This window comes from Paenibacillus sp. N119s (assembly GCF_059447605.1).
Window position 1 is genome coordinate 1 of the sequence record NZ_JCAJRU010000173.1, and the last position, 11,206, is coordinate 11,206.

Genomic DNA, 11,206 nt, shown 5'->3' on the forward strand with positions numbered 1-11,206 from the left:
TACGGCATAGGTGGGCGTGCCTACAATGACCTCAATACCAGCCTTATGCATAGCGTCCAATACCCGATCCACAGAGGTAAAATCAAATACTCCGTTCTGCGGTTCATGTGTACTCCAAGTGGATTCGGCAATCCGCACTACATTAATTCTCGCATCCTTCATCATTTGGATATCTTGGTCCAAACGGTCATAAGGCATATATTCATCATAATAAGCAACACCGTACAATAGCTTTTCCATCGAGTCGTCCTCCAATAAGTTTAAAGCTCCCTGATTACAATATGGTACCGCTTCCAAAAATACTATATATAATCGATTTTTTTAAGTAAAAGCATGTAGCAGAACACTTGTAAGCGCTCTTTTATTATAGCTAAATGTTAGGTACAATGAGATTGTCTAAGCGGTGTAAAATTTGCCCTAATCGAAGGTGATCTGATGATATTAAATCCAGATGTCGATCCAGCTCTATTTCATGATTGCCAATGGCTGCCCATTATCGACTGGAATGTGAAATTTTTTGGCGCTCATATTCATCGGGTTAAAGCGGATTGGTGCATGCCTGAGGAGTCTCATATTGGTTTTGAAATTGCACTCATTTTGGAAGGTCGTCAGGAAACCATTATGGAGAATAACGTATACTCGGTTGGAAAGGGTGATATTTTAATGATTCCGCCGGGATTTAAGCATGTGAGTCAGTGTGTATCCCCGGATGGAATGTATTATTTTAGCACCCATTTTAATGTCGATGATCCACTGTTCCGTCAAGAAATGATTAAGAATAATCAGCTCTTTTTCCCGGCAGGCACTGAAACCAATACCAAGCTGCAAAAGGTCGTCCATAGCTGGATCAGCATGGTGCGTGAGAGCGGAGAATATACGACAGCGGACCGCTTTCGCATGCAGATTGCCTTGTTCGAGCTGTTCGGGATATTCTCGCAAATGATCTCTACGGGATTGGAGCCCAGAATTGCACCTTCATCCGTTCAATATGCCAAAGCCATTATGGAAGCCATTCAATCGAGGTTCAAGCCTTATCGGGAGGATGAATCTGGCGAGCAGACGTTCCGGCTTGAAGATGTGGCGGCTTCCCTCGGGATCAGTCCAGGCTATGCCCAGGAAGTGTTCCGCAAAGTTTACGGCTATTCGCCACGTCACTATCTATCGGAGACCAAGCTACATGAGGCCAAGGTACTGATCCAGCAGTCCAATCTGCCGCTGAACAAGGTAGCTTCCCTGCTGGGGTACTCCAGTCTGGCTCATTTCAGCAGACAATTCAAGCGCTGGACAGGCGTCAGCCCGCTAAAATACCGCCAGACGTTAAAACCGATTACGGATGAGCAAAGAAGCTACACGTAGGTTATCCTTCAAATCACAGCCTGATATCTCCTATGTGCTGATGTACCACATACATCATCCCTATCAGGAATACGGCCAATCCCAAATACCCGATGCCGAATTTCCAGCGTGATGCTGCGGGGACTTCGTAATATTTATCATTTTCAAATGGAATATAGTCAATCTCACACAGCAATCTGAGCTGGTATGCATCCGGTGTCGGTATATGTTCTACCCCGTTCAGCCATACATTTTGGACAAGACACTGCTGCGGCAACAGAAGCGTATGCTCCACATCCAGACTTTCCATATATACTGTTACGTATTGCTGCCCCTCCAGATCTGAGTAGGTATTAAAGGATAGTCTGCGCGTATGCTCCGGTCCAGGCAGCGGATATCCTTGTCCATATAAATGCTGTACGTCAACTACTGGCTTCTGTAATAACGATTGGATTTTGACGTCTTCTTTATTGCGTTTGACATATTTTTTGTATAAATCATAGGCAAATAGCGCCCAAATAAAGAAAAATAAAATGGATTTCAAATACACAATTACTACAATCCCACCCAATAAGCCCACCAGCCATAACCAGCGTGTCACTGCTGTAGAAATCCGTCCACCGTCGAGTGGATGAATCGGCAGCAAATTAATCAGATTCAGGAAAAAACCGACATATGCCAGCGCATATAGTAGCGGACTGTCTGTTGAATAGGCTCCTGCGTATACCGCCATAGCTCCAACTGTGCCCAATAGCGGCCCGCCCATAGCCACATACGCCTCTGTCTGGGCATCCAAGGGATGGCGTTTCATGGTAATCAGTGCCCCGAGAAAAGGAATAAATAACGGCGTCGACACCGGAAGCCCCTTGCGCTTGGCAGCCAATACATGCCCCAGCTCATGCACAAATAACAGCAACACGAATCCGACCGCAAATCCCCATGGGTATATAATCGCATACGCGCCAATCGTAAACGCCATAGAGATCAGCGCACCACCAAATTTACTGAATTTTAAAAGAGCAAGCAACGACTTGCCTTTCAGCAAGAGCAATGCTGCTGCACTACCAAGATACCATTTGGATGATTCGGATTTGGAATCGGTCTTATTGTCTTCTTTTTGCAAAAGTACCCGTCTCCTTTCTCTATCACTTCCATTGTATCCTGCAATGTGCAGCTTGTAAAAACTTCTCTAACTCACAGATAAGCGAACTGGGGAAGCCATGTAACGCGCTGGGTGTCCATAAGCAAGAAGAAGGACTGCCCGACATATAATATAGCTGTAGCCACCTGGCAGACTTTGGTTCAATGACGGACCAAGGCCTGCTTTTTTTCTGTCCTCTCTCCTTGTTCGTAAAGTTGCATTCCGTACTCAAGTGTCCTTCCCCCTGTCTGTTCTGTTATCATGTAGAAAACGGAATAACTCAGGAAAGGATTACGAACCATGAGTTTTGAACTTACCCGGCGAGCGATCAGACAACTATGCAGTCAATCTGCTTACGACGACGGGGATGCCTATTACCGGGCCAAAAAGGTGGCCTTTACACAGATAGATCATAATGAAGGTGTGTACGAAGCTACAGTCAAAGAAAGCGGCTTTTATGCGGTTGCTGTATTGATTTGGCCCAACGGAAACATACGCGCCGAATGCACCTGTAGCTCATTTCAGACCATCGGACGATATTGCAAACATATTGCCGCTGTTCTCCTTAACGCCTATGATATGCGGCGTGGAAAAAGTGTGTCCGTACGTTCCTATGTCTCCAAACTTCATCCCGGCACTGCTCCCGATCCAGCAGGAAGTATAGGTTCAGACGAGATGTACACATCTACAGATGACCCAAATGAACACACAACCAGAATGTCACGGTCCTCTGGCATTACACAAGGCGATCTCCATTTAACCGACAGTATGTTAAAACTATTCGGGCGCAAGAGACCGCTTCGCAGCACACCTGCGCTGCTGGATACTCGCGCAATTCTGGATTTTCAGTTTGTTATCCGTCCGTTTGCCTACGGTTACCAAAAATACATGTTTGGCGTGGAAATGAAGGCCGGGCCCAAACGATTATACATCGTTCAGAAAATCCGCCCGTTTCTGGACAGTATCGACCGCGGAGATAGCTATATGTTCACGAAAAGCTTCACCTACGAGCCTGAGCTATACCGCTTCCGAATTGAACATGACGCGATTCTACAGCAATTATCCCAGGTATGCTACCAGGAGCGCATGATTCGGGAAACCTCAGGCACGTATTCATCCTCCGGAAGTCATATGAGCGGCGAGCGAATGCTTCTCATTCCGCCTGCGGCTTGGGATAAGCTGCTCCCCTTGCTGACAGCAGCGCAAGGTGTCTATTTTGAAATTCACGGAAACATGAGCGAGGGTATTCCCCAGTCTGATCTAATGCTTCCGCTGCAATTTGAATTTGATGAGACCGAAGCCACAAGTGAAGGCTATCAGCTAAGTATTCAAGGATTGGATGACTTGACCGTCATGGAGGACTACGGTGTCGTCATTGCCGATGGCAAGCTTGTCAAGCAGAAGGCTGATTCCATACGGCGTTTGTCCGAGCTGAAACGGATGGTCGAAGTACATCACAGACGAAAAGTTCAGATTGCGCCAGAGCAGATGGAAGCTTTTATGGATAAGGTCGTGCCTGGGTTAATGAAGCTCGGACGTGTCCATATGACACGTGCTGTCTCAGAGCGAGTCACACAGCAGCCGCTGAAAGCCAAGCTGTATCTGGATCGGGTAAGAGACAAGCTGCTGGCAGGACTAGAATTCCAATATGGGGATATCATCATCAACCCATTGGAAACAGATGCACGAACACCAGGTAACGACCGCATTTTGATACGTGATGGGGAACAGGAGCAGCGAATTTTGGAACTGATGGAGCATAGCTCCTTTGCCAGAACAGACAGCGGATATTTTATGGAAGATGAAGATGCAGAGTATGACTTTTTGTACCATACGGTTCCACAATTGGAAAAGTTGCTGGATGTCTATGCCACAGGTGCAGTCAAGGCGAAAATTAATAATACACTGCCTGTCCCAAGAATACGGGCGGAGTGGGATGAACGCACGGATTGGCTTGAATTTAAATTTGATATTGAGGGTATACCGGAATCGGAAATTCGCAAGCTGCTCCAATCGTTGGAAGAAAAACAGAGATATCACCGTCTGCCGAATGGTGCCTTGCTGCCGCTGGAAACAGAGGAATACAAGGAATTAATTCGGTTCATGAACGAAACAGGTATCCGCAAAAGCGATCTGGATGCAGCGCAAATTCGAATCCCGGTTACGCAGGGTCTGTATTTAATTGATCCTAATGATCATGTGAAAAACCTGACCTTGGGTAAAACCTTTCGCCAATTATTAGAAAATATACGCAATCCTGATCATCTCGACTTTCCCGTACCCGGCACGCTTGCTCCAATCTTGAGGGATTATCAGGTCTACGGTTTTCAATGGCTCAAGACCTTGGCACATTACCGTTTTGGGGGCATTTTGGCAGATGATATGGGGCTGGGCAAAACACTGCAAAGCATTGCCTTCCTCGTCTCCGTATTGCCAGAGATTCGCAGTCAACAGCTTCCAGCCATGGTCGTATCCCCTGCATCGCTGGTGTACAATTGGCGGAATGAACTGGAGAAATTCGCCCCGCATATCCGCGTCATTATTGCCGATGGCAGCCCTGAAGAACGGGGCCGGATTATACGGGATGCTGCCAGTTATGACGTTATTATTACTTCCTACCCGCTGCTGCGGCGCGATGCAGATATGTATAGTAAGCCATCGTTTCATACGCTTATTCTGGACGAGGCACAAGCGTTCAAGAATCATGCCACTCAGACGGCACAGGCTGTTAAGGATGTACAAGCCCGCTACCGCTTTGCCCTGACAGGAACACCGATCGAGAATACGCTGGAAGAGTTGTGGTCCATCTTCGACGTTGTATTTCCTGCGCTATTTCCCGGCGGAAAAAGAGCGTTTCACAACCTGCCTCGAAACGTGATTGCCAAGCGGGTTCGTCCGTTCCTGCTGCGCCGTCTGAAAAGCGATGTTCTTAAGGAACTGCCGGAAAAAATCGAATCCGTGCAGGTATCACGGCTTCTGCCGGAACAGAAAAAGCTATACACGGCTTATCTGGCCAAGCTACAGCATGAAACGTTGAAGCATCTCAACGAAGAAGGCTTTCAGAAAAACCGGATCAAAATCCTCGCAGGTCTAACCCGGCTTCGTCAGCTCTGCTGTCATCCGGGGTTGTTCATCGAAGGATATACAGGCAGCTCAGCCAAATTCGAGCAACTGCTGGAGATTGTTACAGAATGTCTCGGCTCCGGGAAGCGGATGCTCATTTTCTCACAGTTCACTACGATGCTCCAAATGGTCGGACGCGAGCTTTCTCGCGAAGGGGTTCCCTACTTTTACCTGGATGGACAGACTCCCGCCCCCGAACGGGTCGAGCTGTGCAGTCGCTTTAACGAAGGAGAACGCGAGCTGTTCCTGATTTCCCTCAAGGCAGGAGGTACAGGTCTGAACCTCACCGGCGCGGATACCGTTATTCTGTATGACCTGTGGTGGAATCCCGCTGTAGAGGAGCAGGCTACCAACCGCGCACACCGAATGGGTCAGAAAAAAGTGGTGCAGGTTATTCGGCTCGTCGCCCAAGGTACGGTAGAGGATAAAATGTATGAGCTACAGCAAAAAAAGAAAAACCTGATCGACCAGGTCATCCAGCCAGGGCAAGAAAGCCTTTCAGCACTGACCGAGCTGGAGATTCGTGAGTTGCTCATGATCTAAACAGCTCTTCCACAATTATTTTTATGATTCTGAAAATTCAAATACCAAAAGGTCCAATGAGGGTGGAAATCTTCCCGCATTGGACCTTTTCTTGTTCCATATGTGATTGTACTGTACTGCTCAAACTGATTCATCCTGTTTGAGCACTCTAGGTTCAATGGGAACCAGATTAGATTCAATCTGGGCGCGTTGAGGCTCGTACCATTCAGGCAGCATCAGCTTGCGTCCCAACTCATGCAGCTCCTCATCCACGGTAAATCCGGGTGGATCGGTTGCGATCTCGAATAAAATACCACCTTGCTCGCGGAAGTATACGGCATTAAAGTATTGGCGATCTACAATGCCACTGGTCCCAAAACCATGCTGGCGAACCCATTCGTTCCATGCCTGATGTTCTGTATCATCCTGCGCGCGCCACGCAATATGGTGAACCGTACCGGCGCCGCCATTCCCCCACGGTACATCTTTGACCGGAATGTCGATCAGATTGCCCAAATCCCCAGTCGTCTGATAACGGATATAGCCTGCATCTGCGTCTTCTCCGATGAGCGTCATGCCCAGAACGTTCTCCAGCACGCTTTGGGTATGTTTGGAATCCGCACTATAGAGCACGGCTCCTCCAAAACCCTTGATCGCTTTATCTGTAGGCACGCCTCCGGCTGTCCATGTGTTCACTGGCCCTTTTTCCCGCTCCACCAGCTCCATATGCAAGCCCTCATTGTCTCGAAACTGGATAAATGACTCGCCAAAACGAGTAGCTTTTGTGAAGGACACCTTCAAGCTGTGTAGACGGTTCTCCCAGTAATCCAGCGAGCCCAGCGGCACGACATATGTCGTAATCCCGACCTGTCCGCCTCCAATCTTGCCTCTGCGTGTACCCGGAGCCGGAAAAAAGGTAATAATCGTGCCCGGGCTGCCTTCTTCATTTCCAAAATACAAATGGTATACTTCTGGAGCGTCAAAGTTGATTGTCTTTTTGATCAATCTCAAACCAAGCACACCTGCGTAAAAGTCAACATTGCCCTGCGGATCGCCTGCAAAGGACGTAATATGGTGGATTCCAGCGGTTTTCAAAGACATCTCAGTCACTCCTTAATGAACATAATGATTTACAAAATCTCAAAATGCATTGTAGCTAACAAACTGTCCAACGGGCTTGCGGTACCCTCTTGCCCGCTGACCCGATTCGTCCTCTTTCCCCAGGGTGATCATCATCACAGGCACAAATTGCTCTGGAATATTCAATACCTCCTGCACCTTCGCCGGGTCAAAACCGATCATCGGACATGTATCCCAGCCTTTGTCCTTGGCAATCAACATCAATTGCATAGCCGACAGGCTGGCATTACGGATCGCTTCTTCTCTTTGGAAGACAGGTCCCCGCTCGCGATAAAACTGAGTCACCGATTCTACTGTGCTATCATATTCCTGCTTGCTCAGGACACCCAAGTTCAGGAACCCTTCGTTGAGATCAGCTACCTTGGTATAAGCCTCTGTATCACCCAGCACTATAATAGTGGCCGAAGAGGTTAATATTTTATACTGCTTACTTGCCTCATCATGCAGTCTTTGTTTGATCTCTGCATCCTGCACGACGATATAACGCGCATGCTGTAAATTAAAAGCCGATGGAGCAAACTTCACCAGCTGGAATATTTCTTCCAGTTCTTTTGCATCTATAGTAACATCAGGAATAAATTTAGAAGCCGATCTTCTCTCTTGAATAACATTCACCAGTTCGCTCATATTCAGGTCCACTCCTTGATATTATTTTCAAATAAGTTATCTTTAAATTAAGAATATATCTTTCGTTGTTTTCTGTCAAGTAAAACTATAAAAGTGTTATATAAGGGCTTCACCAGCCCTTTACAGATCGGTTGACCGTATCCTCATCGTAATCGCTTCGCGTTGCGCTTTGGTTAAGTTCTTGAAGACCAGCTCATACGAATGATCGATCATGCTATACAAATCGTCCAACGGGAAGCTGTCATCAACCTCTACCGTATTCCAATGCTTTTTGTTCAAATGATAGCCTGGTTTAATTGCCTTGTTCTGCTGACGCAGGTTTTCCGCAATGACCGGATCACATTTTAAGGATACATGGCTAATACCATCTTTTTTAGTCAGGAGGGCAAACATCTTGCCCCCTACTTTGAGTACTAGGGGATCAGCACCAAATGGATAATCCTTAACGGCCTCTTTTTGACTCAAACCATAGGCTACAATTTTCTCAAACACCAGCCTTCTCTCCTCTGTTCCAAGTTGTTTGTTCTACCAATCTACCTAATTGCGCCCTATTATATCATCTTCATACGCTCCATATACACTAAGTCCGTGCTACATTTAGGGGAACTGTGCTAAAGGTAGCGCCTATTTTAAATTTAGGGTAAGAAAAACTACCGTATTACATTCATTCAGCCTCACGACTCCTTTATTTTCAGAGCTGGATCTTCTCAAGCTCATCGATTACGATTTATCATGAGGCGGCATCTGACGATGCTGCCTTTTTTGCTTTTAAAGTCATGGAATTTTCATGAAAATAAAAGCATTTTCCTCTTAATTCACTTCATCCCCCTTTAATCATCCATGTAAAAGAGTGTTTTATTTATATAAGCTTATAGGGAAGAGAAAGCTGTTTTAAGCGGCGAAAAATAAATAAAGGAGATTTTTTTCGTGAACTCAAACACTGCTCTTATAAGAAAAGGCGGTGCAAATGTGTCGTCTTCCAAACGTCTCCCGTGGGTCGGGTTGCTGGCTTTAGCCATGGCGGGATTCATCTGCATTCTTACGGAAAGCCTGCCTGCTGGATTACTGCCGCAAATTGCACAGGATCTAGGGGTCACCGAAGCTCTTGCCGGACAATTGGTCACTCTGTATGCGGCTGGATCTCTTCTGACCGCCATTCCTTTGACAACGGCTACCCGTGGGTGGAGGCGCCGACCGCTTCTGCTGCTGTGCATCATCGGCTTTCTTGTATTTAACACCATCACCGCGTTATCTTCCGTTTATGTGCTGACGCTTGTCGCGCGTTTCTTCGCAGGTGTCTCAGCAGGTGTTCTGTGGGGGATGACGGCCGGTTATGCGCGGCGCATGGTGCCTGATTCGCTGAAAGGAAGAGCGATGGCCGTAGCCATGGTCGGCACCCCGCTGGCATTGGCGCTGGGCGTTCCGCTTGGTACTTTTTTCGGAACATATACAGGGTGGCGTCTCATTTTCGGAGCTGTATCATTACTGACTGCAGTCCTTATTGGCTGGGTGCTCTGGAAGGTGCCGGATTATGCAGGTGAGCCTGCCGGTGATCAACTCCCTTTTCACAAGGTTTTCCTGATTCCCGGTGTACGGACGATTCTGTTTGTCGTTTTGGCATGGGTACTAGCTCATAATATTTTGTACACTTATATTGCACCGTATCTTGCGCTGGTTTTAATCAGCATCACAGGATTTGCTTTGGCTTCTGCAGCCTTGGGAATCGGAATAAATCAACCTGTAATCATCATTCTTGGTGTTACAGCGTGGGGGCTTACATTTGGCGGCGCAGCCACTTTACTACAAACAGCAATAGCACAAGCTGGGGGGAAAAGCGCAGATATAGCCCAATCGATGCTGGTTACTGCATGGAATGTAGCAATCGGCGGAGGAGGCATTATCGGCGGGTTGCTTCTCGAACTGCTTGGAGCCGGATTTCTGCCGGGCTCATTAATCATCCTGCTGCTTCCCTCTTTGCTTGCAGTTTGGCTAGCTAAAAAGCATGGCTTTCCTTCCTAAAGGAATCCATGAGTATGTGTAACATAAGCAAAAAAATGAATCCGCTGCATGGCGGATTCATTTTTTTGGGATTAGAGAATTACATTTTATGCGAGCAAATTCGTTTCTCCAATGAGATTTTTATAAGCGATCGGTGAAGACATTACGATCAGAGTCGTATAGGTTCCGTATTGATCGCACCGGTTTTCAAACTCTTCCAGGTCCTGGGTTGTTTCCGTGAGGACCTTCAATAAATAATTATGCTCTCCGCTTATCCGGTAACATTCCGTGACCTCCGGTGATGAACGACAAAAATCAAGGAAAGGATAGCAATTCCGGGTCCGAACAAGCATATAGGCTGTGCATTGCTTACCCACTTTTTGCGAAGAAATGACGGCTCGGTATTCCTCGATAACCCCCTTTTCTTCCATGCGTTTTACACGTTCGGTTACGGCTGGCTGAGACAGTCCCACCAGCTTTCCTAAATCTGTCATTGATAATCTCGCCTGGTTCTGCAAATGGAGCAGGATACCGTTTCTTCCAGGAAGAAAAGGGAACTTATGAGCTTGCCGGGGTATCGGACGGCATGGATCTGGCGGGAATTACACTTGAAGAGAATCTGCAAAGACTCGCTTCTGTCCCGCTTCTATATGAGCCGGGGAAAATGTGGAGGTATTCCATAGCAACAGACGTGCTCGGAGCGGTCATCGAAAAGGTAACTGGAATGCCGCTAAGTGAAGCTGTACGGTTGCTTGTAACTCATCCGCTTTCCATGATGGACACGGATTTCAAGGCCGTGGATACGGACAGATTGACCACGGCTTACGCAGACAGCGCTGGAGAGCCCCGACGCTTGCAGGATTTTGATACCGTTCCTTTCGTGGAAGGGACGGCCGGATTCCTCCTTTCACCCAACAGGTTTACCGATAAGACAGCTTATCCTTCCGGAGGAGCCGGCATGATTGGCAGCGCAGGAGACTTTCTTAAACTGCTGGAAGCTTTGCGGCAGGGAGGACATCCGATTCTGCCGAGGGCTCTTGTCGCAGAAATGACAACCAATCAAATTGGTAACCTTGTGATGCCCTATTGGCCGGGAAGAGGCTTTGGCCTTGGTTTCACGCTGCTTAAAGACCCAGCGGATGCCAATACACCAGAATCGCCGGGAACGTGGCGGATGGGCGGTACCTATGGTCACTCCTGGTTTGTTGATCCGAGTGAGGAGCTTAGTGTTGTAGCGTTCACCAATACAGCACTTGAAGGAATGTCAGGCAGGTTTACAACGGATCTGTGCGAATCTGTCTACAAAGGTATTCGAGGAGT

General features: G+C 47.4%; 10 protein-coding genes. 4 read left to right on the forward strand and 6 right to left on the reverse strand.

What is annotated here, in order from left to right:
* Positions 1-240, reverse strand: a 240-nt coding sequence (locus AC5V8P_RS18105) for a beta-galactosidase (RefSeq protein WP_495473758.1), incomplete at its 3' end; no start/stop codon positions are given.
* Positions 241-435: 195 nt separating this feature from the next.
* On the opposite strand from AC5V8P_RS18105, the gene AC5V8P_RS18110 reads away from it, so the two are divergent.
* Positions 436-1,356 carry an AraC family transcriptional regulator gene (locus AC5V8P_RS18110; RefSeq protein WP_064796613.1) on the forward strand — a complete coding sequence of 307 codons (921 nt, stop codon included), beginning with the start codon at positions 436-438 and terminating at the stop codon, positions 1,354-1,356.
* A 13-nt stretch (positions 1,357-1,369) separates the two neighbouring features.
* On the opposite strand, the gene AC5V8P_RS18115 is transcribed toward AC5V8P_RS18110, so the two are convergent.
* A complete protein-coding gene (locus tag AC5V8P_RS18115; protein ID WP_064796614.1) occupies positions 1,370-2,458 on the reverse strand; it encodes a site-2 protease family protein in 1,089 nt (362 codons plus the stop codon).
* Positions 2,459-2,776: 318 nt separating this feature from the next.
* Here AC5V8P_RS18115 and AC5V8P_RS18120 point away from each other — a divergent pair, with 318 nt between their 5' ends.
* A complete protein-coding gene (locus tag AC5V8P_RS18120; protein ID WP_064796615.1) occupies positions 2,777-6,142 on the forward strand; it encodes a DEAD/DEAH box helicase in 3,366 nt (1,121 codons plus the stop codon).
* A gap of 120 nt (positions 6,143-6,262) precedes the next feature.
* Here AC5V8P_RS18120 and AC5V8P_RS18125 read toward each other — a convergent pair whose 3' ends face one another.
* The 3 genes from AC5V8P_RS18125 to AC5V8P_RS18135 form a co-directional block, all read right to left on the reverse strand.
* Positions 6,263-7,222 (reverse strand): ring-cleaving dioxygenase, encoded by a 960-nt coding sequence (locus tag AC5V8P_RS18125; RefSeq protein WP_064796616.1) that lies wholly within the window; start codon positions 7,220-7,222, stop codon positions 6,263-6,265.
* 39 nt (positions 7,223-7,261) lie between these two features.
* The gene (locus AC5V8P_RS18130) at positions 7,262-7,888 is read right to left on the reverse strand and encodes a nitroreductase family protein (RefSeq protein ID WP_064796617.1); all 627 of its coding nucleotides are present in this window, start codon (positions 7,886-7,888) and stop codon (positions 7,262-7,264) included.
* Between the two features lie 120 nt (positions 7,889-8,008).
* On the reverse strand, positions 8,009-8,380 hold the full coding sequence (locus tag AC5V8P_RS18135; RefSeq protein ID WP_064796618.1) for an MmcQ/YjbR family DNA-binding protein: 372 nt from the start codon (positions 8,378-8,380) through the stop codon (positions 8,009-8,011).
* A gap of 435 nt (positions 8,381-8,815) precedes the next feature.
* Here AC5V8P_RS18135 and AC5V8P_RS18140 point away from each other — a divergent pair, with 435 nt between their 5' ends.
* Positions 8,816-9,907, forward strand: coding sequence for an MFS transporter (locus AC5V8P_RS18140; protein WP_081276788.1), 1,092 nt, complete (start codon positions 8,816-8,818; stop codon positions 9,905-9,907).
* Between the two features lie 86 nt (positions 9,908-9,993).
* Here AC5V8P_RS18140 and AC5V8P_RS18145 read toward each other — a convergent pair whose 3' ends face one another.
* Entirely contained in the window at positions 9,994-10,380 is a 387-nt protein-coding gene (locus AC5V8P_RS18145; protein WP_063211410.1) for an Lrp/AsnC family transcriptional regulator, read from the reverse strand.
* Here AC5V8P_RS18145 and AC5V8P_RS18150 point away from each other — a divergent pair.
* A partial coding sequence (locus AC5V8P_RS18150; protein ID WP_495473759.1) for a serine hydrolase domain-containing protein occupies positions 10,380-11,206 on the forward strand: 827 nt, incomplete at its 3' end. The two genes, AC5V8P_RS18145 and AC5V8P_RS18150, sit on opposite strands and share 1 nt — an antisense overlap.

Bases quoted from the DNA above. Each gene is read 5' to 3' on its own strand.
- AC5V8P_RS18110 (WP_064796613.1), top strand. From the start codon at position 436: ATGATATTAAATCCAGATGTCGATCCAGCTCTATTTCATGATTGCCAA.
- AC5V8P_RS18120 (WP_064796615.1), top strand. From the start codon at position 2,777: ATGAGTTTTGAACTTACCCGGCGAGCGATCAGACAACTATGCAGTCAA.
- AC5V8P_RS18125 (WP_064796616.1), bottom strand. From the start codon at position 7,222: ATGTCTTTGAAAACCGCTGGAATCCACCATATTACGTCCTTTGCAGGC.
- AC5V8P_RS18130 (WP_064796617.1), bottom strand. From the start codon at position 7,888: ATGAGCGAACTGGTGAATGTTATTCAAGAGAGAAGATCGGCTTCTAAA.
- AC5V8P_RS18145 (WP_063211410.1), bottom strand. From the start codon at position 10,380: ATGACAGATTTAGGAAAGCTGGTGGGACTGTCTCAGCCAGCCGTAACC.